Origin of the sequence: Flavobacterium sp. RSSA_27 (assembly GCF_051547125.1) — a bacterium.
Taxonomy (GTDB): Bacteria; Bacteroidota; Bacteroidia; order Flavobacteriales; family Flavobacteriaceae; genus Flavobacterium.
Genome location: NZ_JBPTTN010000009.1, coordinates 123,213 through 148,748, shown reverse-complemented (window position 1 = coordinate 148,748; position 25,536 = coordinate 123,213). Strand labels below are relative to the sequence as shown.

Genomic DNA, 25,536 nt, shown 5'->3' with positions numbered 1-25,536 from the left:
AAAAATATGAAGCGCTATATTTCTTCTCTATCCTTCCTCTTTGTCTTTTCCTTCTTCTTGACGAATTGTGCTCAAGAAGATTTTGACATTCCAAAATTAGAATGCACCCAACCCGATTTAAAAGTCAACCAAACCGCGGCTCAGGTGAAAGCCAACGCTAATGCAATTGTAGCGCAATATCCTTTTGAAGATATCATCGAAGCCTATGTGGTTTCAAGTGACGAAGGCGGGAATTTTTTCAAAACCATTAGTTTTCAAACCTTGGCCACGCCTACCTCGCCAGCCATTGGTTTTAGTGTGCCTATCGATGCTACTAATTTGTACATCGATTTTCGATTGGGGAATAAAGTCTATCTTCAACTCAAAAATCAATATACCGACATCAATTTCGGCGGACTCAGAATTGGGTCAATTTATGTCAATTCCTATAACGAAGGTGGCGTGGGCAGACTTTCTCAAAACGATTATAAAAAAGTACTGTTTCCCTCCTGCACAATTATCGAGGAAAAGCAATTGACCAAAGCCCTAACCATTCCCGAATTATTGAATGACGCCAACTTGAACACTTTAGTCGAATTGCAAAACGTACAATTTACATCAGATGCTGTTGGGCGAAAATACTATGAAGAAAGCGAAGATATTGGTGGAGGCACCAATTGGAATTTGATGGACCAATTGGGGAATCAGGTTATTTTTAGAACCTCTAGTTTTGCCAATTTCGCCACCAAAACAGTCCCAAAAGGAAGCGGAAAAGTCAAAGGCATTTTGACCAAATTTGGCACCGACTACCAACTAATCGCCCGTTCCGAAAAAGATGTGAACTTGACAGGCGCTAGCATCACACCCTTCTTCAAAGAAGATTTTGAAAAAGTAGTCGATAAAACCAATCTGAGTTTACCCGGTTGGACGAACTTAGCCCAAAAAGGAACTCCTGTGTGGAAAGGCACGGTTTACAATGGCAATGGGTACGCCGAGTTTGCGATTTCGGGAACCAAAGTAGTTTCGAATGTAGCTTGGTTAATTTCGCCTAAAATTGACCTTGATACCTATACCAATGAAATCTTGACCTTCCGCTCCGCCCAACACCATCTCGATGTCGATTCGCCTTTGAATACCCTAGACGTTTTTATCTCCACCAATTTTGATGGCGTAAACATAGCTTCCGCCACATGGACTCCCTTACAAGCCATAGTGCCCAAACAGGCTACTCCTTGGTACCAATTCATAGGCTCGGGTGCCATAGATTTAAGTGCGTTCAAAGGCAAAGTCAACATTGCCTTTCGCTATACTGGCTCGGGCAAAAATGCCGCATTAGATGGTGCTTTTATGGTGGATGATGTACAAATTTTTGGGGATAAGTAAAGAATAATAAAATCACCCAATAGCAAACTTAGGAGAATATAAATAATTTTGTTTACTGCGAATATTCGCAGTACATTTACAAAGTAAAATCAAACCAATAAAATGGAATTAACCGACCAAGAAAAGGAATTGATTGAGCAAATTATACCAATTAAAAAATACATTTTAATACAAAAGAGTTCAGGTATAATGCCGATATAGTATGAAAATAGTCTAATTTTAATTGGACTATATTGAATACATAATCGGTATTAGAAATTATAAAAATGCCAAACATAATCCTTCTAAAACGTTAAGAGTTTTAATAGTAGAGTTGTTTTACAATTTATTAGACGGCTAATTTGAAAATTAAGTTTCATAAAATATAACCGTATGAAAGTAGCAGACAAAAAAACAGCAAGACAGCAATTAGATGATATAATTTTGGATATATCTTGGGCAGATATTGCTAAAACCTATTTTGGTAAATCGAGTTCTTGGATGTACAACAAACTCAATGGTAGAGATGGTAACGGCGGTCACGGCGAATTTACCGATGAAGAAAAAGAAATGTTACGAAATGCTTTGTTTGATATTTCGGCACGAATTAGAAAGGCTGCTGAAAGTCTAGAATAGCACTCTTTTTTACCCACAAAGAAATGACTTTCTAAATCGTGTATACTAACAATCATTTTTGTATTTTGGCGGTCCCAAATCAATACTAAACAAAAATGAAAACCTATTTCGCGGCCTTCGCTCTGATGGCTTTTTCGTATGGCTTGCAAAGTCAAAACCTAGACAAATCGTTGCAATTAAAACAAATTGCCGTAGTCAAGACCAATTTTAGAAACCTAAAAAGTGGTGAAGCGATTCACAAAACCTATGCTTTTGACAACGGAAAATTAACCACCATCAAAACCTCGGATGTGACCCAAAGTTTCTTTTACAACAAAAAAGGATTACTCGATCACACTGTAAAAGACCGCAACGGAAGCAACTGGAAAGAAGTAATTAGCTACGGTTATGACGCTGAAGACCGCTTGATTTTGTTTACCAAAAAATATGACGAAGACGGTAAATTTATAACCAAAACCGTAACGTACACCTATGACGGTTCTCGAATTAAGCAAGTCACCAAAAAAAGTACCACCCAACAACTTTTTGTGGAAGAAGTCGATTTTGTAGTCGAAAACGGAAAAGTTGTACGCCGCTCCGTTCGTGACCGAAACAAACAAATCATTCACAAAACCGAATTCTATTACGACAAAGAAAATCAAACCAAACAAACCGGACTTTTGGGCGACAAAACCATCAAGTATTTTGGTTATGATGACAAAGAATCGGCTAATTTGTTGATGGTAAAAAACATTTTTGGTCCCAATTACCAAGTGATTGTTCCTTTGGTCTCCTTCCAAGAAGAGGAATTTGAATTCACGTTTATAAGTCCAAACAACGAACTAAAATTTACCTCAACTGCCAACACAATTGTTCGAGCAGGAACGTTCAAATACAATGCCCAAAATTATCCTGCCTCTTATTCCCTAATCGAAGACAGCGGAATGATTAAAACCGTAAAAACCTATACTTACGAGTGATTTTTTTGCAATATAAGCCACGAATTCTCGAATTTTTAAAGCATTAATTCGTATTTTATTTTTAAATCCAACAAATAGAATTCGAGCAATCGTCGATTACCTTTTTTTAGAATCTAATACAAATAATTTGCGAATCTGCGGCCCGTTTCATTTTTAAGCCATCCCTAAAAAATAATTCGTGACTTACCTTTTTTTTGAATCCAATAAAATAAAATTTGCGAATCTGCGGCCCTTTTCTTTTTGCATAAACATACCTAAAGAAATAATTCGTGCATTCGTGGCCCCCTTCTTAAAAGCAAATGATTAAATTTGCGACTTATTTGATGCTATGTTAGAAAAAGAAAAAATAAATTTCGAAAAAACGGCTATCGTCGGTATTGTTACTCAAAATCAAAGTGAAGAGAAACTGAGTGAATACCTTGACGAATTAGAGTTTTTGACCTTTACTGCTGGTGGGCAAGTAGTAAAACGCTTTTGGCAAAAAATGGACAAACCCAATCCCAAAACGTTTTTGGGTACAGGTAAAATAGACGAAATTCATCTTTTTGTAAAAGAAAATGACATTTCGACCTTGATTTTTGACGACGAGTTAACGCCTTCACAACAAAAGAATATCTCTAAAATTATCGACTGCAAAATCCTTGACCGTACCAATTTAATCTTGGATATTTTTGCGCAACGCGCCGAAACTTCTTATGCCAGAACGCAGGTAGAATTGGCACAATGCATCTATTTGTTGCCACGTCTTTCGGGTTTATGGACACACTTAGAACGACAAAAAGGTGGAATCGGGATGCGTGGTCCAGGAGAAACCGAGATCGAAACCGATCGACGTATTGTTCGTGATCGTATCTCGTTGCTAAAAGACAAAATCAAAACCATCGACAAACAAATGGGCATTCAGCGCAGCAATCGAGGCGCTATGGTTCGTGTCGCGCTGGTAGGATATACCAATGTTGGTAAATCAACCTTGATGAATGCGGTGGGTAAAAGCGATGTTTTTGTAGAAAATAAATTGTTTGCCACCCTAGACACTACCGTTCGAAAAGTGGTCATCAAAAACTTGCCTTTCTTGCTTTCAGACACCGTTGGATTCATCCGAAAATTACCAACACAATTGGTCGATTCGTTCAAAAGTACGCTAGACGAAGTACGCGAAGCCGATTTGTTATTGCACATTGTTGATATCTCGCACCCTGATTTTGAAGACCACATCGCCTCTGTAAATCAAACCTTATTAGACATCAAAGCCAATGACAAACCTACGCTAATGGTGTTCAACAAAATTGATGCTTACCAACATTTAACGATAGACGAAGACGATTTAATGACCGAAAAAACACCGCGTCACTTTACCCTCGACGAGTGGAAACAAACTTGGATGAGTCGTGTGGGTCACGAAAATGCCTTGTTCATCTCGGCTACCCACAAGGAAAACTTCGAGGAATTTAGAGAACGAGTTTACGAAGCCGTGCGACAAATTCACATCACGCGCTTCCCTTACAACAAATTCTTGTATCCCGATTATAAGGATGCTATTGAGAAAGAAGAAAAAGAATAAACAAAACGCCTTTTTGAAAATTATCAAAAAGGCGTTTATTGTATTTTAAGGCAAATGGATTACTACACTCAAAACATTAAACTTTACTCTTTTTAAATAAAGGAACTGCGGAACAAGCCTCGCCATACATAATGCTTTTGGCCAAAGGTTGCAATTTTTGAATGGCGGCTATGTAAGCACTCTCTGGAACGGGCTTTTTGGAACAGCCTTTAATAATCAAAGGATGGTCTTTATATTCAGAATAATCGAGTTGATTGAGGATGTCTTGGTACAAAGCGGTATTCAATTCTTCGATGGTACCCAACACCACTTTTTTGGTAAAAGGAATGAGATATGTGGTCACTAAAATAAGTGCCCATGCCGGAATAATGGCATCGGTACTACAATGCACTGCGACATAATGGTCTTGGTATTGCGACCAATTATGGCATTTTAAAGTCTCACGAAAATCTTTTTCTTTTAATACAAAACCATCCAACAACCATTGCGAAACATCGATTTGTGTTCGAATTCCGCTAGGATAATAATCTTCTAAATCGAAGACTTTTAGTGCACTATTGGCTACTTTATTTACTATTTCGTCCATGTTTTTTAATTAGTAGTCAGTGGTCAGTTCTTAGTGGTCAGTTACATCTGTTTACTAAAGACTGAACACTTTCTTTTTAATTAGTAATCAGTGGTCGGTCTTTAGTGGTCAGTGGTAACTGCATACAATAAAACTGAACACTGATCACTTTTTAATTAAAGCATTCCCAATTCTAATTTGGCCTCTTCGCTCATTAAATCCTTGCTCCAAGGTGGGTCGAAAGTGATTTCAACATCGGCATCTTTTACGTGCTCAATCGATTTGATTTTTTCAGCCACTTCTCTAGGTAAACTCTCGGCCACTGGGCAATTTGGAGAAGTTAAAGTCATCAATATTTTTACTTCATAATCGGTATTGACCATCACATCATAAATCAATCCCAATTCGTAAATGTCTACAGGAATCTCTGGATCGTAAATCGTTTTTAATTTATTTACAATCGCTTCTCCTAATACTTCAGTGTTTATTTCTTCTGTCATTTTATTTAATTTATTAAAACATATGAGTCATATGAGTTTTTTTATTTTCTAAAGTCTGAATATAAGTTCATTTAATAAACTTAAATATTATCTAATTAAATCTGAACTAATTTAATCATCAAGTCCTCTATAATATTCATTTACCATTGTTTTTTGTCCCTCATAGTATATATTCTTAACGCCAAAATTAATTAACAAACCCATTGGAGCCTTCAATAAATTCATATAGGTAAGTAGTTGAGCATCAAAAATTGGATTAATTTCTACTACCGATTTCAATTCAACTACCAAGGAATTCTCAATAAACAAATCACATCTCAGTTTTGATTCCAATTCAAACCCTTTGTATGTTAAGGGAATTTGAAGTTCAGAAGAATAATTTATTTTACGTAATTCTAATTCCTTTTTAATACATTGATGATAAATGTTTTCTAGTAGGCCTGGTCCTAAACTTTTATGAACTTCTATCGCTGCTCCATTTACCTGATACACCAATTCTTTTAAAAAAGTTCTTGTTATTTTCATTTTGGAAAAAAACTTTAATGGCTTATATGTTTTTAATTATTTCTTAGCATCAAACGCCAAAGCATACATTTTGATGTTTTTAATCATCGACACCAAACCATTAGCTCTTGTTGGTGATAAATGTTCTTTGAGTCCAATTTCATCAATAAAATCCATATCGGCATTCAAGATATCAGCAGGTTTTTGGTTCGAGAAAGCGCGTATTAAAATGGCGATTATCCCTTTGGTCAAAATTGCATCACTATCAGCAGTGAATACAATTTTATCCTCTTTTTGCTGGCCTTGTAACCAAACTTTCGACTGGCATCCTTTGATCAAATTATCATCGGTTTTGGCAGCTTCCTCGATTAAAGGTAAATTTTTTCCTAACTCAATAATGTATTCGTAACGCTGCATCCAGTCGTCGAACATTGAAAATTCATCTACAATTTCGTCTTGTATTTCTTTGATACTCATGCTTATTTTTCGCTATATGAAACTAATAAAGTTACTATTTTTTCTATGTCTTTTGGAGGAAATCCGTGGTCAAAGCCTTTCGATGTGTAAGGTTTTCCACTTGCAATAATCGTTAAGTTGGCAATGGCTGCTCCATCATACAATCGCTTTGCCGTTGGTGCTTTTAAGGAAGGTATTTGTTCTAAACTCAATACCGAAAAGGTACTTTCTAGCTCCTTCATTTCTTGTGCTGTCAGCACAACTTCATAGGGCTTTTCATTCCTACCTTTGATGACCCAAACCTTTTGATTTTCCATCCAAACACTCAAATATACTCCTCTAGATTGCGCAGTATACGTGATGGATGAAGTACTAAAGTCATTGATTTTTTGACTTTTACAACTACTCATGATAACAAAAATAAAAATCAATTGACTAATCCACTTCATCATTTTTAGGTGTTTATGACAGCATCATTTTGGCTTTTTTTACAGCCTCAACTAAGCTATCGATTTCTTCTTTGGTGTTATAAAACGAAAAAGACGCTCGAATCGTTCCCGGAATTTCAAAGAAATTCATGATGGGTTGGGCACAATGGTGTCCTGTTCGAACGGCTATTCCTAATTTATCGATAATGGTTCCAATATCATACGGATGAATTCCATCAATATTAAATGAAATTACCGAAGTTTTATTTTCTGATGTACCATAAATACGCAAGCCTTCTATTTCGGATAAACGTTGGGTTCCGTATTCTAAAAGGGCTAATTCTTGCGCTTGAATGTTTTCGAAACCTATTTCATTCAAATAATCTACCGCGGTTCCAAGTACAATTCCTCCAGCAATATTAGGCGTTCCCGCTTCGAATTTATGTGGCAAATCGGCATAAGTGGTTTTTTCAAAAGTTACCTCTTTGATCATTTCACCTCCACCTTGATAGGGTGGCAATTTATTCAACCAAGCTTCTTTTCCATACAAAATTCCTGTACCTGTTGGCCCACACATTTTATGTCCTGAAAAAGCATAAAAATCACAATCCAACGCTTGTACATCGGGTTTCAAATGGGGTACCGCTTGGGCTCCATCAATAAAAACTACTGCTCCAAATTCGTGCGCTTTATCAATGATATATTTTATGGGATTAATTGTTCCTAAAGCGTTAGAGATATGATTTACCGTAACGATTTTGGTTTTTTCGGATAGTAGTTCATCAAATGCAGACAAGATCAACTCTCCTTTTTCGTTCATCGGAATGACTTTTAGCGTAGCGCCTGTACGTTCGCAAAGCATTTGCCAAGGCACGATATTGCTATGATGCTCTAAAGCAGACACCAATACCTCATCGCCTGATTTTAATAGAGAGGCAAACCCATTCGCAACTAAATTCACACCATGAGTTGTCCCTGAAGTAAACAATACTTCGTGCGCGTGCTTGGCATTGATATGGTGTTGCATTTTCACTCTAGACACTTCGTAAGCATCTGTCGCTAATTGGCTCAAGGTATGTACGCCACGATGAATGTTGGCGTTGATTTCTTGGTAATACTTTGCAATCGCATCAATCACCACTTGAGGCTTTTGCGAAGTCGCTCCGTTATCGAAATACACCAAAGGTTTTCCATTTACTTTTTGAGAAAGTATCGGAAAATCGGCTCTTATTTTTTGAAGGTCTAACATGACTTAATTTAGAATTTTTCTAAATACAAAAGTAGTGAAACTGTAGCTAATTATTAGCAAACAGTTGTTAATAAAACTCGATACCCAAATAGGCAACATTTATTGAAAATCCATTCTTAGTTTGAGCAAGAAAAGAAAAAAATAAAACCAAACACCAAGGTTTCCTACTTTTTGCTACATTGCTTAAAAATAACATTGTATGAAGAAAATACTAAAAAGTATCGGAATCCTTCTTTTGCTTGTTCTTGGGTATATTGGATATACCACTTATCCCCAACTCGATTTAATCTCTGGTTTTTCGGCCAAAAGTATGGCTTCCGGGCATTTTATTGACCATCGTTCACAAGAGATGATCGAAAAAGGAGATAATGATATTAACCTCATTGATCTTGCCAAAAATGAAATCGATGACAACGCCAAAACCGCTACTTCATCTGTTTACGGATTAAAAACTAGAAAAGCGATGTATCGAGAAGGTTTAGGGGCCACCTTAATCAATGATGATTTCGATATTTCAAAACCCTATTTGGTACCAAAACGCAAGGTTACAAAAAACAATTTGCCCTTTCCCTATGGAAATGAGGAACCCAAAGACACTGTTTTTGCTAATGTGAATTATGAAAAACTAACCGTGGCAGTAAACAACGCTTTCGATCCAAAAGGACAAAAGAAAAAAAGATCAAGAGCGGTTTTAGTAATTTATAAAGACCATATTATTGCCGAAAAATACGATACTGGATTTACCAAAAACAGTAAAATTTTGGGATGGTCTATGACTAAAAGTATCACTGCTACTCTTTTTGGAATACTTAAAAAACAAGGAAAATACGACATCAACAAACCCGCTCCAATTCCCGAATGGCAAAAGGATGAACGAAAAAAAATCACGACCAACGATTTGTTGCATATGAATTCTGGATTGGAATGGGAAGAAGCCTATGATAAAATATGCGATGCTACCAAAATGCTATTTCTCGCCGAAGATATGGGACGCGTACAGCTCGAAAAACCAGCAGCTTTTGCTCCCAATACGCATTGGAATTACTCCTCGGGAACTAGTAATTTATTATCTTATATCTTACGTAAGCAGTTCAAAACCCATCAAGAGTATTTGGATTTTTGGTACACACAATTGATTGATAGAATTGGAATGCATTCTATGCTAATCGAAACCGATATGGTTGGGAATTATGTTGGATCGTCCTATGGATGGGCTACCGCAAGAGATTGGGCCAAGTTTGGATTATTGTATTTGCATAAAGGCAACTGGAATGGCGACCAAGTTTTTGATGAAAGTTGGGCTAAGTATGTAGCGACACCTACCAACGGATCTAAAGGTGATTATGGAGCGCACTTTTGGCTAAATGCTGGCGGTCATTTCCCAGCTGCACCACGAGATATGTACTCTTGCAATGGCTATCAAGGACAAAAAGTATTTATTATCCCGTCCTTGGATTTGGTTATTGTTAGAATGGGATTAAGCGACGAAGGAAAATATGATGTAAATGAATTGCTAAAAGGAGTGATTGGAAGTTTTAAGAAGTAACACCTACCCTATTTAACCACAACCCCGACAATTTTCTAATTGTCGGGGTTGTGGTTTTTGAAGAGATTTTATAGCCATCAGTTCTTTAAATCTTTAATTTTTTGATCTACGGTTCCAACCTCAAACAGGCGCATAATTTTGAATAAAAAAACAGGGATTCCGCCCAAATTAGTTATCAATTTTGCTTTTTGAGCTACTTTTACATCTCTAATTGTAATAGATTCCTCTGCCTTATTTCCTTCAAGAGGAGCTAATTCAAGAGCATATTTCCATGCGCCTTCACGGGCTTTTTGCATACTGAAATCAATAAGAAAGGTGTCAATGGATTTTGTTTTTTCTAGAATCCACTTTAAAATTGGCCAAACTTCGGTCAAATCCTTCTCGACATCGTCAACCAAAGAAGATAAAATAGTATTGATTGTATTGAAATCATTTTGCAAACTATGGATTTCGTCTTTTGGGCTTACTTGAGCCGCTGCAATTCCTAAATCAAGGTTGATATGTGCGTTCATTCCGAGTAATAAATGCTGCAATACAATAATCCAATAATTCCCTGCCTCTACAAAAGCAGCTTCCCAAGATTTTGAAGTTGGCTGCTGTGTTTGGTATTGATAATACGCTTTAATGTATCGATTGGCAAAAATTACATCCAATTTTTCCATTCTCGGTCCGTTTTCGAAGGTTCCGTTTTGAATTCCTTCTTTTACTTTTTGTGTGACTTTGAGATAAAGTACCGCAAAATACCCTTTGGTCGATTTTTCTGTTATGGATTGTTGAATAATTTCTTGAAGCAATTGTATCACTTCGTCAATTGTGGTTGCTTGTGGAATCATCGATTACTTTTTTATAAAATATTTATTATTAATGGTTTAAGTTCATAATATTACAAAAAAATAATTTTTAAAAGAAAACCTATTCTTCAAGAATGAAAAAAAGGACAAAGTTTAAGGTTAAACTTTGTCCTTTTTGAGAGATTTAAAAGAAATATTTCTTAAGATTTAGATTTACAAATCAAACCCTAATTTCACGCCTAATTTATTGGCTATAATAGCGGTAATTCGTTTTTTAAGTTCTGGGATTTTGATGTTTTCGATTACTGCATTTGAGAAAGCGTACATCAATAATGCTTTGGCTTCTTTCTTTGGAATTCCACGTTGTTGCATATAAAACAAAGCCGTTTCATCCAATTGACCAACCGTACAACCGTGAGAACATTTTACATCGTCAGCAAAAATTTCTAACTGTGGTTTAGCATTTATAGTCGCTTTGTCACTCAACAAAATATTGTTACTCTTTTGGAAAGCATTGGTTTTCTGAGCTTCTTTTTCTACGTAAACTTTCCCGTTAAAAACACCTGTGGCTCTATCTGAAAATATTCCCTTGTAATCTTGAAAACTTTCACAGTTTGGAGCTGCATGGTGAACTAAGGTATAGTGATCAACGTGTTGCTTCTCTCCTATTATCGTAATTCCGTTTAGCGTACTGGTAAGACGTTCGCCAAAATGATAAAAGTTTAAATTGTTTCTGGTTAAGTTTCCTCCAAATGAAAAAGTTTGTACAGAGACATGACTTTCTTGTTTTTGAGAAACGTAGGTATTATCAATTAGGTTCGCTTCGGCAGCATCATTTTGAATTTTATAGTAATCAACAATAGCGCGTTTTGCAGCAAAAATTTCGGTAACTGAATTGGTTAATACCGCATTATCATTCAAACATTGATGTCTTTCAATGATTTGCACATGCGAATTCTCGCCTACAATCACTAAATTACGTGGCTGAACCAACAACGCTTTTTCAGAACCCGTAGAAAAATACATGATTTCGATAGGCTTGTCTGTTACTTTACTTTTTGGAATATTGATGTAAGCACCTTCATTAGCAAATGCTGTATTTAAAGAAGTCAATGACTCGTCTTTACTTGCAATTTGATTAAAATAGGTATCAATAACCATTTTATATTTAGGCTTGTTTAATGCCGATGACATCAAACAAACATCAATTCCGTCATGGGTAGTTGAGGACAAATTCGAGCTAAAAACTCCGTCTACAAAAACCACTTTATAGCTATCTATTTCGTGTAAAAAATATTTTTTTACATCTCTATATTCAATCGTATTTTCGGTGTTTGGAAAAACGCTGAAATCATTTTTTAGAATAGCATTCAAGGAAGTATACTTCCAAGCTTCCTCTTTTTTGGTTGGAAAACCTTTATTTTCAAAGTTCTTTATCGCAGCAGTACGAATATCATGAAGATCCGTTTGGACATCAATCTTTTCTTCAAAAGCCATAAAGGACGATACTAATTTTTCTCTTAACATATTTCTTATTGTTTAAAGTTTAAGGTTTAAAAGTTTAAAGTGATCTTAGGATCGCATTAAGCTTTAAACTTCAAACAAATTTTTACGCTTCTTGTTCTTGTTTGATCCAATCGTATCCTTTTTCTTCTAGCTCATAGGCCAATTCTTTGGTACCCGATTTTACAATTTTACCATTGTATAAAACGTGTACAAAGTCTGGAACGATATAATCCAATAAACGTTGGTAGTGCGTAATCACAACAATTGCGTTTTTGTCGCTTTTTAGCTTGTTTACGCCATTCGCTACAATTCGAAGAGCATCGATATCCAAACCAGAATCTGTTTCGTCTAGGATGGCCAATTTTGGCTCTAACATTGCCATTTGAAAAATCTCGTTACGTTTTTTCTCACCACCTGAGAAACCTTCGTTAAGTGAACGAGATAAAAACTTACGGTCAATTTCTAACAATTCAGATTTTTCGCGAATGACTTTCAACATTTCGTTGGCTGGCATTTCTTCTTTACCATTGGCTTTACGCGTTTCGTTGATAGCCGTACGCATAAAATTGGTTACAGAAACTCCTGGAATCTCCACTGGATACTGAAAAGATAGAAATACTCCTTTGTGTGCTCTCTCTTCTGGACCTAATTCTGCAATATCTTCGTTGTCTAAGATAATTTCACCCTCGGTTACTTCATAGTTTTCGTTTCCAGCAATAATGGCCGAAAGGGTACTTTTTCCAGCACCGTTAGGTCCCATAATGGCATGTACTTCGCCAGCTTTTACCTCAAGGTTGATTCCTTTTAATATTTCTTTGTCGCCTATCGAGGCGTGTAAATTTTTTATTGATAACATTTTTCGAATGTGTTTTTTAATACTATATATATTTTAACCTACTGATCCTTCTAACGAAATTTCCAATAATTTTTGGGCTTCAACAGCAAACTCCATCGGTAATTTATTCAAAACGTCTTTGCTAAATCCGTTTACGATTAGCGCTATGGCTTTTTCGGTTGGGATTCCACGTTGGTTACAATAAAACACCTGATCTTCTCCAATTTTACTGGTAGTTGCCTCATGTTCAATTTTTGCTGTTGGATTTTTACTTTCGATGTATGGAAAAGTATGAGCACCGCAATTATTACCCATTAATAAAGAATCGCATTGCGAAAAGTTACGAGCATTTTCAGCTCTTGGGCTAATTTGTACTAAACCTCTATAGCTGTTTTGTGATTTTCCTGCCGAAATACCTTTAGAAATAATAGTCGACTTGGTGTTTTTTCCCAAATGAATCATCTTAGTTCCCGTATCGGCTTGTTGGAAATTATTCGTTACTGCAATAGAATAAAATTCTCCTACTGAATTATCACCTTTTAATACACAAGAAGGATATTTCCAAGTTACAGCTGATCCTGTTTCTACTTGAGTCCAAGAAATTTTTGCATTGGTTTCGCACAATCCTCTTTTGGTTACAAAATTGTATACCCCACCTTTACCTTCTTTGTTTCCAGGGAACCAGTTTTGTACGGTTGAATATTTAATTTCGGCATTATCCAAAGCGATCAATTCTACCACAGCAGCGTGCAATTGATTCTCGTCACGACTTGGAGCCGTACAACCTTCTAAATAAGAAACATAACTTCCTTCATCAGCAATGACCAAGGTGCGTTCAAACTGACCCGTTCCAGCTTGGTTGATTCGGAAATACGTAGACAATTCCATCGGACAATGCACTCCTTTTGGGATATAACAAAAAGAACCATCTGAGAAAACTGCCGAGTTTAAAGCAGCATAAAAATTATCTTTTTGTGGTACAACTGTTCCTAAATATTTACGAACTAATTCTGGATGTTCTTTAATAGCTTCAGAAATGGAACAAAAGATAATTCCTTTTTCACCTAATGTTTTCTTAAAAGTTGTAGCAACTGATACTGAATCTACTACGATATCCATAGCCACATTGTTCATCATTTTTTGCTCATCTACAGAAATGCCTAATTTTTTATACATTTCTAAAAGCTCAGGATCCACATCATCCAATGTCTTGTTTGGATCTACTGCTTTTGGTGCTGAATAATAGGAAATGGCTTGAAAATCCGGTTTTTCATACTGTACATTCGCCCATTCTGGTTCAATCATTTCTTGCCAAGCACGAAACGCTTCGATACGCCAATTCGTCATCCACTCCGGTTCCTCTTTCTTTTTAGAAATGGCGCGAACAATGTCTTCATTTAACCCAATTGGAAAGGTTTCAGAATCCAAATTGGTGTAAAATCCGTACTCGTATTCTTTATTTTCTAATTCGATTTTTAAATCGTCCTCTGTATATTTACTCATAGTTATTTTTTTATAGAGAAAAAGATTCTCCACATCCACAAGTTCTTTGTGCATTAGGATTATTGAATACAAATCCTTTTCCGTTTAATCCACCAGAAAATTCTAAAATAGTGCCTGCCAGATAAAGGAATGATTTTTTTTCAACGGCTATTTTTACATTATTATCTTCAAAAACTTTATCGTTTTCCCCTATAGTTTTATCGAAAGTTAAATCATAAGATAATCCTGAACAACCACCTGATTTTACGCCTACTCTAACGTAATCTTGGGTAGCATCAAAACCATCGTCTTTCATCATCTCGATAATTTTTTTACTTGCTGCTTCAGAAACTTGTATCATTGTTATATTGATTTTGTCTAAATTAACCGCAAAGGTATTACTTTAAAAAGTTTTTGTCACGCTTCTTAACATTTTAATGTTTGATAATTCAATAAGAAAAATTGATACTAGGATTTGTTATAAAAAATGATATATTTAGCAAATTAAAATTATTAACAAGAAAACTAACCAATCATTTATGGAAGAAACAACTAACAGACCACAAAAGTACCATTTATCATATACCGGAAAGGGCAGTGATTTTTTTAGTGTTATTATGGTCAATTGGCTATTTACATTACTTACATTAGGTTTTTATTACCCTTGGGCCAAGGCCAAACAACTCAATTATCTCTATGGAGAAACCCATTTAAATGGAGATCCTTTCACCTTCCACGGCACCGGAAAAGAAATGTTCAAAGGTTTTATCAAAGCCTTACTGATTTTTGGAACTCTTTATGGAATGTTATATTTATTAATGTATTTAGAAGAACCTTTTGTAGGATTAATTGTTTTTTACTTAGGCATTTTGGCAATTCTGCCAATAGCAATTCATGGATCGTATCGTTATAGAATGTCTCGAACTTCTTGGAGAGGCATTCGATTTGGTTATAGAGGAGAACGCAAAGAATTTACATTAAATTTCTTCAAATGGATCCTTTTAACTTTGGTAACTTTTGGCATTTATAGTTCATGGATGACCATTAATATGAGACGATATCTTATCGGAAATATTCGCTTTGGTGATGCCGAATGTAGTTATAATGGAGAGGGTACTGATTATTTGATTCTAAACATAAAAGGATACTTCTTAACTATTTTTACACTTGGAATATATATGTTTTGGTGGCAAAAAGACTTATTTGAGTACTATATATCCAATTTAAGTTTACACAAAGACGAAAAAGAATTACAATTGACCTCTACAGCAACTGGTAGTGATTTCTTTACATTAGGTATAACAAACCTATTGATTTTGATTTTTACTTTAGGCCTTGGTTATGCCTGGGTAGTGACTCGAACCTTAAAATATATTTTTGATCATATAGAAATCGAAGGTACTATCGATTTGGATAGTCTCAAGCAAACTGAAGAAAACTTTAAAGATGCGACAGGGGAAGATGTAAGTGATTTCTTAGATTTAGATTTTATTATTTAACACAATGAATACAAGTTCAAAAAGCGTTTTTTATGACGGACAGTCTTCGGTTCCTAAAACAATCGATATATTTTTGGATTCCAATAAAGGACAAATTTCCTTTCAAATTGAATCTAAAAGTATTGAAAATGAAGATGAAGCCTCTTTCCCAATAGTATCTGAAACCTATACTTGGTTAATTAATGATATTGAGTTTGAGCACAGGAGCACGGCCTTGTTTTTACAACATGGTGAAAATCCTATTCAAACCATTAAAATAACCGATGCCGCATCGATTGCAACTATCAATCAATTCAGAAAAGCATCCGGTCAACTAAGCTGGTATCAAACGCTTTTACAAAAACCACTTCAATTTCATGTATTTTTAGCGTTGTTTTTATTGGCAATCATAGGCCTTTCTTATGTATACATGTTACCTTGGGTAGCCGAAAAATCCGTTGCGCTAATTCCTGAAAGTTATGATGATGCGTTGGGAGAAACATTTGTGGACGAAAATTCGCTTTTTGGAGACAGTCAAATCCAAAAAACTAAATTATTGAATGATTTTGCTTCAGGTTTGCAACTCAATAATAAAAAGAAATTGAATTTTAAAGTCATCGATTCTGAAATCATGAATGCCTATGCCCTACCCGATGGTACCATAGTGGTCTATACAGGTATTTTGAAAGAAATGAAAAGTTATGACGAACTAGTAGGCTTACTTGGTCATGAAGTGGCTCATGTAAACAATCGTCATTCTATGAAAATGCTTTGCAGAAACCTATCTGGTTACCTTTTTATTTCGACTGTTTTAGGAGATGTCAATGGTGTAATGGCTATTTTAGGAGATAATGTGAATACTTTACAATCGCTTTCTTTCTCTAGAGAATTTGAAAGAGAAGCTGATGAAGAAGGTTTTGCTATCGTGTCAGAAAACCAGGTTAATCCAAAAGGAATGGTTACTTTATTTCAGCGCTTAGAAAAAGAACATAGTATCGATATGCCTGAATTTTTGAGTACACATCCTGTGACAAAAGACAGAATACAATCTATCAAAAAGATGATTGCTTCTAAAAATCATGTCGTTCAAGATAATAGCTCTTTGAAAATACTTTTTGAAAAACTTAAAAAATAACTCATTAAAAAACCGCTTAATAAAAGTAAACTAAGCGGTTTTTTTATAATAAAACGTGCGAAGCACCTCGAAATTTTTTTTTATTGACAAGCAATTTTATTCACTCTATTCTGATGTCTTCCGCCTTCAAAATCTGTCTTTAAAAAGGTTGCCACAATTTCAACAGCTTGTTGAATAGAAGTAAAACGGGCTGGAATACTAAGAACATTAGCATCATTATGTAAACGAGTCAAATAGGCAATTTCTTTGGTCCAGCAAAGACCAGCTCTTACACCAGCATGTTTATTAACAGTCATTGCAATACCATTTCCACTTCCACAAATCACAATTCCATAATCAGCTTTACCTTGTTCTACGTCGTTGGCAACAGGATGTCCAAAATCTGGGTAATCTACTGAATCCTCTGAATCTGTTCCGTAATTAGTTACTTCGTGTCCTAAAGACTCTAAATAATGAACAATTGCTTTTTTATAATCTGGGCCTGCGTGATCGTTTCCGATAGAAATTTTCATTTGTCAATGTATTAAGTTGTGAGTTTGCAAAATTAACCAATCTAATTGAGATTTGATGATAAATTTTACTTTTGCAACGGTTTAAAGTAAGCGCATATTTAAATAAAAATTACAAAAAAAGTACAGTACGATTAACTCACATAAAACGAGCGTTTTAGTCAATTTTAACAATTTTAGTATTTCTATAAAATACTAAAAATCAAGTCATTTACTTTAATTAAAATGTTAATTTTTTGCAGTGTTAATAGCAAAATGTAAATACTTGATATTCAGTTAACTTTAAATTAACACTAAATGTTAATAAGTTCGGAAAGAAAATTAGAAGTTTTTTTAGGTAGTATTTAAAAAAAATGTAATCCAAAATAGGAATGAATAAAACAAAAAAAGTTTGGCTAATTTTTAGAATATTTATCAATAGCGATTCATAGTTTATTAACAAGTTTTTTAAAATTACTTATTTACATTTTGAATTCAATTTTGGTTATCAACCGTTGTTAATTAAAAATAAAAAAGTACTAAAAATAAACCTTTTATGTATTAAAAACAGTGTTAATAACTCGAAATAAAAAAATAAAACTCCATATTTAAACATTTTCTAAAAAAATTATTGCCATTATTAACACGCTATAATAACCATTAAAAAATATTTAATTTTTAAATTTTCTTTTTTATTATTTTAATGAATGTTGACAATTTTGAATTTTGAAAAAGTAGGGTAGGAGCTGTTAGACAATTTTCAAATGGTTATTGAGATGGTCTAAAATGGTTTGAACCGATTCGAAATCGTTGGGATGTACTTTGAGTTTGATTCCGCCCAGCGCATTGGTGTAAAAAGGAGCTACAGAGAGTGTGATTTCGTTTTCAAAGAAAAAAGGAATTTTTTCTTGCTCTAAAATGTGTTTTAAAACCACTATTTCATGAGGATATGTAAAGACTGCTATAGTTTTAAAATCTTCCATGAGGGTTGTTTTTATAAAGGTAAAAATAGAATACAAAGTTATATTTTATTTAAATCTAAAGTGCATTTACGATTTACCGTTAACTATTTTGTAATTTTAGACTTTATAAGAAAAGATATATGCGTAAAAGATTAAGAAAGCCAATCAAGAAAGAGAAAGATTTTAGTGATAAGATTTTAAAAATATTGGCTCAAAGTCCTAATAAAGGGTTTAATTACAAACAAATAGGAGCAAAGCTCGAAGTAGATGATACTCAAAGTAGAAATCAAATTATCAAAGATTTGAAACTTTTGGCTGCTGCCAAAAAAATAATTGAAACTGAACCAGGAAAGTATCTTGTTAAAGCCATAAGCCAAGATTATTACGAAGGAACCATTGATATGACAGGTCGTAAGACGGCTTATTTTATTTGTCCTGATTTTGAAGAAGACGTATTTATTCCAACCAATAATCTGAATAGAGCTTTAGATAAAGACAAAGTAAAAGTCTATGTCTACAATCGAAGAAAAGGTAAACGTCCTGAAGGCGAAGTCATTGAAGTAGTCGAAAGAGCCAAAACTGATTTTGTGGGTGTCATTGACATTCAAAAGAATTTTGCTTTTGTTTCTACTGCGAATCCAAAAATGTATACCGATATTTTTATTCCAAAGGATAAAATAGGAGAGGCAGAGCAAGGAGATGTAGTTCTAGTTCATATAGAAGATTGGCCCAAAAGAGCCGATAGTCCTTTTGGAAAAGTAATCAAAGTTTTAGGAAAACCTGGAGAACATGATACCGAGATACACGCCATTTTGGCCGAGTACGGTTTGCCAGCAGAATTTCCTATCGAAGTTGAAACTTTTGCCCAAAAAATAGATACTACGATTCAAGAAAGTGAAATAGCCAAACGTCGCGATATGCGAGATACGCTCACTTTTACCATCGATCCAAAAGATGCCAAAGATTTTGATGATGCCTTGTCTTTCAAAAAATTAGACAATGGTAATTTCGAAATTGGGGTGCATATTGCCGATGTTTCGTATTATTTAGAAGAAGGAACGATACTTGATGACGAAGCGTATCAACGAGCCACTTCGGTGTATTTGGTAGATAGGGTAGTACCTATGTTACCTGAGGTTTTATCCAATTTTGCTTGTTCTTTACGACCTCAGGAAGAGAAATATACGTTTTCGGCTATTTTTGAATTGGATGCCAAAGCCAAAGTTATTAATCAATGGTTTGGAAGAACGGTTATTTTTTCAGACCAACGATTTGCGTATGAAGAAGCACAATACATCATTGAAACCAAAGACAATACCATTCCAATAGCAACTTCAATCACAGGAAGTAGCTATGTTGTGGCCGATGAAATTGTTGAAGCTACGCTTAAATTGGATCAGTTAGCCAAAATTTTAAGAAGAAATAGAATGAATGAAGGCGCTATTTCTTTTGATAAAGTCGAAGTAAAATTCAATTTAGATCAAGAAGGAGAACCTGAAGGCGTTTATTTTAAAATAGCCAAAGATGCCAATCATTTGATTGAAGAATTTATGCTTTTGGCCAACAGAAAAGTAGCGGAATTTATTGGAAAACAAAAGAAAACGTTTGTTTATAGAATTCACGATGAGCCCAATGAAGATAAGCTCATTGCCATGCAAAATGTGATTGCAAAATTTGGATACAAAATTGATTTTAGAAACAAAGGCGATATCTCCAAATCATTGAATGCCTTGATGGAGGAGGTGAGTGGTAAAAAAGAACAAAATTTGATTGATACCCTAGCCATTCGTTCGATGAGTAAAGCCAAATATTCAACAGAGAATATTGGGCATTACGGATTGGCTTTCGATTATTATTCTCATTTTACTTCACCTATTCGTAGGTATCCAGATGTAATGGTACATCGATTATTACAATATTACCTCGATGGAGGAAAATCGGTAGATGAAGAAACGTATGAAACCAAATGTTTGCATTCTTCGACTATGGAAGGTTTAGCCACCAATGCAGAACGTGATTCTATCAAATACATGCAGGTGAAATACATGCAAAATCATGAAGATCAAGAATTTTTGGGTGTAATTTCAGGAGTAACCGAGTGGGGAATTTATGTAGAAATCATCGAAAATAAATGCGAAGGAATGGTAAGAATTCGCGACATTAAAGAAGATTATTATACTTTTGACGAGAAACAATATGCTTTGGTAGGAGCGACTTCGCATGATTTATTGCAATTAGGAGACGAAATTTATGTAAAAGTTAAGAACGCAGATTTGGTCAAGAAACAATTGGATTTTAATTTTATCCGAAGAAATAATTAAATAAAAAAGTAAATTATGAAGAAGTTAGTAGTTGTTCTTACCTTGTTTTTAACCAGTTATTTACAAGCTCAAGTCACCAAGAATTTAGGTGATTTTGATAAGGTAAAAGTTTTTGATAAAATTTCCCTTAAACTAATACCATCCGAAGAAAACAAAGTGACTATTACAGGAAATAGAGCTAGCGAAGTAGAAGTTATCAATAATAATGGTGAAATAAAATTACGCATGCCATTTCCAAAGTTGTTGGCTGGTGATGCCATAAAAGTGGAATTGTATTTTAAGAAAATTGAAAGTATCGATGCTAGTGAAGGTACTTTTGTTTCTTGTGATATTCCTTTTAAGCAAACAATTTTATCTGTAAATGCTAAAGAAGGAGCACAAATAAAAGTAGCTTTTGATACCGAAAAAGCTACAATTAGAGCCGTTTCAGGAGCAATTTTAGATTTGACAGGCAAAACCAACATTCAAACCATTACAATTGCTTCTGGAGGTGTTTTGGAAGCCAAAGATTTAATCAGCTCTCAAACTACAATAAACGTTGCTGCGGGAGGAAAAGCCGAAATACATGCTACAACCCTAGTGGATGCCAAAGTGAAGGCTGGAGGCTCTATTTACATTTATGGTAAACCCAAACAAATCAATCAAGAAACCCTTCTTGGTGGCACTATAATTGAAAAGTAACTTAAACTAGGCTTTTACAAATTCACTATTCACTAATTACTATTCACTATTAAATGATAAATGATATTATAGCTGGAATTCCTTGGGGGATTTTTTTAAGTTTTATGATTGGTCCAGTATTCTTTATTTTACTAGAAACTAGTATTAGTAAGGGATTTAGAGCTGCTATGGTATTTGATTTAGGTGTTATTTTTGGAGATATAGTGTTTATTTTAATCGCTTATTTAGGTAGTTATCGTTTAATCACTAGCCTTAAAGACGAACCTTCTTTATTTATTTTTGGTGGAATTGTCATGTTGGCTTATGGTGTAATTTCTTTTATAAAATTGCGAAATACCGAGAAATCTCCAGAAGAAATTTTACAAGATGAAATCGTTAAGAAGAACTACGGAAGTTTATTTATTAAAGGTTTTTTTCTGAATATTATCAATATTGGTGTGTTGGGTTTTTGGTTAGCTGTTATCATTTCTGTTGGTCCCAAAATGGACATGCAAACCTCTAGGATGCTCACTTTTTTTACATCCGTTATCCTTTCTTATCTGTTAATCGATTGTATTAAAATTGTTTTAGCTAAAAAATTAAAATCCAAAATGACCCCAACAAACATTCATAAAATTAAAAAAGGAATTGCTGTAGTTTTGATGATTTTTGGAACCGTTTTAATTGTGCAAGGCCTTTTTCCAGGTAAAAAAGAAATGGTAAAAAATGCCTTAGAAAAGATAGAATAGGAGCCATTCCTATTCAAAAAAAAGATAAAAAGCTTCTGAATTTCAGAAGCTTTTTTGTTTAAACTTAACCTTTTTTAAAATAACGATTTGTGTGATTCTCCGGATTCGAACCTTTCTTTATTTAATTTTTCTTAAAAATTATCCATAAAAAAACCTCCAAGTTTGCTTCGCCAATTCACTTTGTTCGTGTCCTTGAAGGGATTAAAGTCATCGTTCGGATTCGAACCTTTCTTTATCTAATTTTTCTTAAAAATTATTCATAAAAAAAACCTCCAAGTTTGCTTCGCCAATTCACTTTGTTCGTGTCTTTGAAGGGATTAAAGTCATCGTTCGGATTCGAACCTTTCTTTATTTAATTTTTCTTAAAAATTATCCATAAAAAAAACCTCCAAGTTTGCTTCGCCAATTCACTTTGTTCGTGTCCTTGAAGGTTCCAGAGGCATCGTCCGGATTCGAACCTTTCTTTAACTAATTTTTCTTAAAAATTATTCATAAAAAAAACCTCCAAGTTTGCTTCGCCAATTCACTTTGTTCGTGTCCTTGAAGGTTCCAGAGGCATCGTCCGGATTCGAACCTTTCTTTATCTAATTTTTCTTAAAAATTATCCATAAAAAAACCTCCAAGTTTCCTTGAAGGTTCCAGAGGCATCGTCCGGATTCGAACCGGAGTAGGAGCTTTTGCAGAGCCCAGCCTAGCCGCTCGGCCACGACGCCATTATTTAAACGGATTGCAAATGTACTATAAAAATTCCAAAATGCAAATTTCAAATTCCAAATTAAATGAGAATGCTTTTTTCTTACACTCTTTAATTATTCTCGTGTTTTACTCATAATAATGGTAACCGCTTCTACATCACCACCAATAGGAGGATTTATTTTTGAAACTTCAACCTCAATTTTTGTGATAGTTGGAGCTTCATTCATAGCGCGAACAATGATTCTATGAGCTACATTTTCTAATAATTCCGCTCTAATTGCCATTTCTTCCACCACAATTCGGTTCAATAATACATAATCTACGGTATCATTTAATTTGTCTGATAGCGCAGATTGTGTTAAATCGGTTTCAATTTCTAAATCAACTCGGTAATCCGAACCTATTTTTGATTCTTCAATTAGACAACCGTGATAAGAAAAGGTGCGTATATTTTTTAGTTTAATTTTGCCCATTATTTGATGAAATAAAGTATTTTTTTCTTGCGTTAAAAGTACAAATTCTTTTGTTTTTTTAATGGAATAAATAAATAAAGAACCCTATTATACTTAGATTCCTCAACAATTTTGATAACTTTGCCGTTCAAATTTCAATATAATGGCTGCAGAAGAAAAATCACTTCATTTTATAGAACAAATCATTGAAGATAGTATTGCTAATGGTTTTCCTAAAGAGCAATTACGCTTCCGTTTTCCACCCGAACCTAATGGTTATTTACACATTGGCCATGCCAAATCTATTTGTCTAAATTTTGGTTTAGGTTTAAAATATAATGCCCCAGTTAATCTTCGATTTGATGATACGAATCCTGCAAAAGAAGAGCAAGAATACGTAGATGCTATCAAAGAAGATGTAAAATGGTTAGGTTTTAATTGGTCGGAAGAATTGTATTCTTCGGATTATTTTCAGCAATTGTATGATTGGGCTATTCTTTTGATAAAGAAAGGAAAAGCTTATGTAGATAGCCAAACTTCAGAAGAAATGGCTGCTCAAAAAGGAACGCCTACTCAACCTGGTGTTGATGGACCTTATAGAAATCGTACGATTGAAGAAAATCTTCAGTTATTTGAAGGCATGAAAAATGGTGATTTTCCAGAAGGAAGCCATGTTTTGAGAGCCAAAATTGATATGGCTTCTTCAAATATGTTGATGCGTGATCCATTGATGTACAGAATTTTACATCGCCATCATCATCGTACAGGTAATGAGTGGAATATTTACCCAATGTATGATTATGCTCACGGTGAAAGCGATTATTTGGAACAAATTTCTCACTCTATTTGTACTTTAGAATTTGTAATGCATCGCGAATTGTATGACTGGTTTTTGGATCAAATTTATGATACCAATAAAGTTAGACCGCATCAATATGAATTTGCTCGTTTGAACTTGAATTATACCGTTATGAGCAAACGAAAATTATTACAATTGGTTCAAGATAAAGTTGTTAATGGTTGGGATGATCCAAGAATGCCTACTATTTCAGGATTGCGTAGACGAGGGTATACAGCAGCCGCTATTCGTAAATTTTGTGAAACTATTGGTGTTGCTAAGCGAGAAAATATCATTGATATCTCTTTGTTAGACTTCTGCTTACGTGAAGATTTGAATAAAAAAGCACCTAGAGTTATGGCTGTTTTGGATCCTGTAAAATTGGTTATTACCAATTATCCAGAAGACAAAGTAGAGTGGTTAGACGCCGAAAATAATCAAGAAGATGAAACTGCTGGTTTTAGAAAAGTGCCTTTCTCACGCGAATTATACATTGAAAAAGAAGATTTTCTTGAAGTAGCTCCAGCCAAATTTTTTAGATTAAGTATTGGTAATGAAGTACGTTTGAAAAACGGTTATATTATTAAGGGTGAGTCTGTTGTAAAGAATTCCGACGGTTCTATTAAAGAAATTCACGTCACTTATGACACCGATTCTTTGAGTGGAAGTGGGAGTGAAGCCAGTAAACGTAAAGTAGCTGGAACGCTTCATTGGGTTGCTATTAATCACGCTATTGAAGCAGAAGTTCGTTTGTATGACCGCTTATTTACAGATGAAGCACCTGATAGTTATAAAGAGAAAAGTTTCTTAGAATTTGTAAATCCATCATCCTTGCAAATTGTAACTGGTTATGTAGAACCAAGTTTACAGGAAGCGGTTTCTGGTACGCATTATCAATTTCAAAGATTAGGTTATTTTGCTGTGGATAAAGATACAACTGCTTCAAAATTAGTATTTAACAAAACAGTTGGTTTGAAAGATGCTTGGGAAGAGAAAGACAAGAAAGAAGCGAATCTTTTAATGAATACGCAAAAAGAAATCAATAAATACGTTAAAGAAAAAGATGCAAACCTAGCTTCAACTTTATTAACTTCAATTGTTGGTAATATCGAAAGTATCGACAATTATAGTTTATTGACGCAAACAGTCAGCAAGAATATTAAAAATGATAATAATGCTTTATTGTTTTCAAATTTAATTCTCAAATATTCAAATAAAATTTCATCTAAAGATATTGCTTCTGATTCTTTACAAAAATTATATACCATGTCCTTAAAAAGTCAATCGACTTTAGTTCGTGAGCTTGTCATTGAAAACATAAAAAATGATGCTATTCATTTGGATCAATTTCAAACTTTGATTTAATTTTTTCTATCATCAATTTTTCTTATCAAAAGC

25 protein-coding genes and 1 tRNA gene are annotated in these 25,536 nt (G+C 34.4%); 11 read left to right on the top strand and 15 right to left on the bottom strand.

What is annotated here, in order from left to right; genetic code table 11:
• Positions 1–6: 6 nt before the first annotated feature.
• From ACSVH5_RS13200 to hflX, 4 genes are all read left to right on the top strand, one after another.
• Positions 7–1,362: a DUF5689 domain-containing protein gene (locus ACSVH5_RS13200; protein WP_438061876.1), complete on the top strand. Its 1,356-nt coding sequence runs from the start codon at positions 7–9 to the stop codon at positions 1,360–1,362.
• 372 nt (positions 1,363–1,734) lie between these two features.
• Positions 1,735–1,977, top strand: coding sequence for a DUF5053 domain-containing protein (locus tag ACSVH5_RS13195; protein ID WP_438061875.1), 243 nt, complete (start codon positions 1,735–1,737; stop codon positions 1,975–1,977).
• 95 nt (positions 1,978–2,072) lie between these two features.
• Positions 2,073–2,936 (top strand): hypothetical protein, encoded by an 864-nt coding sequence (locus ACSVH5_RS13190; RefSeq protein WP_438061874.1) that lies wholly within the window; start codon positions 2,073–2,075, stop codon positions 2,934–2,936.
• A 328-nt stretch (positions 2,937–3,264) separates the two neighbouring features.
• Positions 3,265–4,497 (top strand): GTPase HflX, encoded by a 1,233-nt coding sequence (gene hflX / locus ACSVH5_RS13185; protein ID WP_342692640.1) that lies wholly within the window; start codon positions 3,265–3,267, stop codon positions 4,495–4,497.
• A gap of 76 nt (positions 4,498–4,573) precedes the next feature.
• Here the strand turns inward: hflX and ACSVH5_RS13180 are convergent, their stop codons facing one another.
• The 6 genes from ACSVH5_RS13180 to ACSVH5_RS13155 all read right to left on the bottom strand — a co-directional run bounded on the left by ACSVH5_RS13180 (position 4,574) and on the right by ACSVH5_RS13155 (position 8,199).
• Positions 4,574–5,083, bottom strand: a complete 510-nt coding sequence (locus tag ACSVH5_RS13180; protein WP_438061873.1) for a DUF2480 family protein — start codon at positions 5,081–5,083, stop codon at positions 4,574–4,576.
• Between the two features lie 155 nt (positions 5,084–5,238).
• Positions 5,239–5,562, bottom strand: coding sequence for a DUF59 domain-containing protein (locus ACSVH5_RS13175; protein WP_438061872.1), 324 nt, complete (start codon positions 5,560–5,562; stop codon positions 5,239–5,241).
• Between the two features lie 111 nt (positions 5,563–5,673).
• Positions 5,674–6,087, bottom strand: a complete 414-nt coding sequence (locus tag ACSVH5_RS13170) for a GxxExxY protein (RefSeq protein WP_438061871.1) — start codon at positions 6,085–6,087, stop codon at positions 5,674–5,676.
• Positions 6,088–6,123: 36 nt separating this feature from the next.
• Positions 6,124–6,543: a SufE family protein gene (locus tag ACSVH5_RS13165; RefSeq protein ID WP_342692643.1), complete on the bottom strand. Its 420-nt coding sequence runs from the start codon at positions 6,541–6,543 to the stop codon at positions 6,124–6,126.
• Positions 6,544–6,545: 2 nt separating this feature from the next.
• Positions 6,546–6,974, bottom strand: a complete 429-nt coding sequence (locus ACSVH5_RS13160) for a hypothetical protein (RefSeq protein WP_438061870.1) — start codon at positions 6,972–6,974, stop codon at positions 6,546–6,548.
• 10 nt (positions 6,975–6,984) lie between these two features.
• Positions 6,985–8,199, bottom strand: coding sequence for an aminotransferase class V-fold PLP-dependent enzyme (locus tag ACSVH5_RS13155; RefSeq protein ID WP_438061869.1), 1,215 nt, complete (start codon positions 8,197–8,199; stop codon positions 6,985–6,987).
• 199 nt (positions 8,200–8,398) lie between these two features.
• Here ACSVH5_RS13155 and ACSVH5_RS13150 point away from each other — a divergent pair, with 199 nt between their 5' ends.
• Positions 8,399–9,745 (top strand): serine hydrolase domain-containing protein, encoded by a 1,347-nt coding sequence (locus tag ACSVH5_RS13150; RefSeq protein WP_438061868.1) that lies wholly within the window; start codon positions 8,399–8,401, stop codon positions 9,743–9,745.
• A gap of 77 nt (positions 9,746–9,822) precedes the next feature.
• Here the strand turns inward: ACSVH5_RS13150 and ACSVH5_RS13145 are convergent, their stop codons facing one another.
• The 5 genes from ACSVH5_RS13145 to ACSVH5_RS13125 form a co-directional block, all read right to left on the bottom strand.
• The gene (locus ACSVH5_RS13145) at positions 9,823–10,578 is read right to left on the bottom strand and encodes a DUF5995 family protein (protein ID WP_438061867.1); all 756 of its coding nucleotides are present in this window, start codon (positions 10,576–10,578) and stop codon (positions 9,823–9,825) included.
• A 171-nt stretch (positions 10,579–10,749) separates the two neighbouring features.
• Complete coding sequence (sufD, locus tag ACSVH5_RS13140) at positions 10,750–12,063, bottom strand: Fe-S cluster assembly protein SufD (RefSeq protein WP_438061866.1); 1,314 nt, start codon at positions 12,061–12,063, stop codon at positions 10,750–10,752.
• Between the two features lie 82 nt (positions 12,064–12,145).
• Complete coding sequence (gene sufC, locus ACSVH5_RS13135; RefSeq protein ID WP_315141340.1) at positions 12,146–12,898, bottom strand: Fe-S cluster assembly ATPase SufC; 753 nt, start codon at positions 12,896–12,898, stop codon at positions 12,146–12,148.
• A 33-nt stretch (positions 12,899–12,931) separates the two neighbouring features.
• On the bottom strand, positions 12,932–14,380 hold the full coding sequence (gene sufB / locus ACSVH5_RS13130) for a Fe-S cluster assembly protein SufB (protein WP_438061865.1): 1,449 nt from the start codon (positions 14,378–14,380) through the stop codon (positions 12,932–12,934).
• Positions 14,381–14,390: 10 nt separating this feature from the next.
• Positions 14,391–14,720 carry a HesB/IscA family protein gene (locus ACSVH5_RS13125; RefSeq protein ID WP_438061864.1) on the bottom strand — a complete coding sequence of 110 codons (330 nt, stop codon included), beginning with the start codon at positions 14,718–14,720 and terminating at the stop codon, positions 14,391–14,393.
• A 178-nt stretch (positions 14,721–14,898) separates the two neighbouring features.
• On the opposite strand from ACSVH5_RS13125, the gene ACSVH5_RS13120 reads away from it, so the two are divergent.
• Both ACSVH5_RS13120 and ACSVH5_RS13115 read left to right on the top strand, forming a co-directional pair.
• Positions 14,899–15,858, top strand: a complete 960-nt coding sequence (locus ACSVH5_RS13120) for a YjgN family protein (protein WP_438061863.1) — start codon at positions 14,899–14,901, stop codon at positions 15,856–15,858.
• Between the two features lie 4 nt (positions 15,859–15,862).
• A complete protein-coding gene (locus tag ACSVH5_RS13115; RefSeq protein WP_438061862.1) occupies positions 15,863–16,972 on the top strand; it encodes a M48 family metallopeptidase in 1,110 nt (369 codons plus the stop codon).
• An 80-nt stretch (positions 16,973–17,052) separates the two neighbouring features.
• Here ACSVH5_RS13115 and rpiB read toward each other — a convergent pair whose 3' ends face one another.
• Positions 17,053–17,484, bottom strand: coding sequence for a ribose 5-phosphate isomerase B (rpiB, locus tag ACSVH5_RS13110; protein WP_438061861.1), 432 nt, complete (start codon positions 17,482–17,484; stop codon positions 17,053–17,055).
• A 725-nt stretch (positions 17,485–18,209) separates the two neighbouring features.
• A complete protein-coding gene (locus ACSVH5_RS13105) occupies positions 18,210–18,443 on the bottom strand; it encodes a DUF2007 domain-containing protein (RefSeq protein ID WP_438061860.1) in 234 nt (77 codons plus the stop codon).
• A 119-nt stretch (positions 18,444–18,562) separates the two neighbouring features.
• Between ACSVH5_RS13105 and rnr the strand changes: the two genes are divergently transcribed.
• Genes rnr through ACSVH5_RS13090 form a run of 3 tightly spaced genes read left to right on the top strand, consistent with a single transcriptional unit; the run spans position 18,563 to position 22,152 of the window.
• Positions 18,563–20,743 carry a ribonuclease R gene (gene rnr / locus ACSVH5_RS13100; protein WP_438061859.1) on the top strand — a complete coding sequence of 727 codons (2,181 nt, stop codon included), beginning with the start codon at positions 18,563–18,565 and terminating at the stop codon, positions 20,741–20,743.
• 15 nt (positions 20,744–20,758) lie between these two features.
• On the top strand, positions 20,759–21,424 hold the full coding sequence (locus ACSVH5_RS13095; RefSeq protein WP_438061858.1) for a head GIN domain-containing protein: 666 nt from the start codon (positions 20,759–20,761) through the stop codon (positions 21,422–21,424).
• Positions 21,425–21,477: 53 nt separating this feature from the next.
• Positions 21,478–22,152, top strand: a complete 675-nt coding sequence (locus ACSVH5_RS13090; protein WP_438061857.1) for a LysE family translocator — start codon at positions 21,478–21,480, stop codon at positions 22,150–22,152.
• Between the two features lie 642 nt (positions 22,153–22,794).
• Here ACSVH5_RS13090 and ACSVH5_RS13085 read toward each other — a convergent pair.
• A tRNA-Cys gene (locus tag ACSVH5_RS13085) sits at positions 22,795–22,865 on the bottom strand.
• Between the two features lie 96 nt (positions 22,866–22,961).
• Entirely contained in the window at positions 22,962–23,321 is a 360-nt protein-coding gene (gene folB, locus ACSVH5_RS13080) for a dihydroneopterin aldolase (protein WP_315170553.1), read from the bottom strand.
• A gap of 142 nt (positions 23,322–23,463) precedes the next feature.
• On the opposite strand from folB, the gene ACSVH5_RS13075 reads away from it, so the two are divergent.
• Complete coding sequence (locus ACSVH5_RS13075) at positions 23,464–25,503, top strand: glutamine--tRNA ligase/YqeY domain fusion protein (protein ID WP_438061856.1); 2,040 nt, start codon at positions 23,464–23,466, stop codon at positions 25,501–25,503.
• Positions 25,504–25,536: the final 33 nt, after the last annotated feature.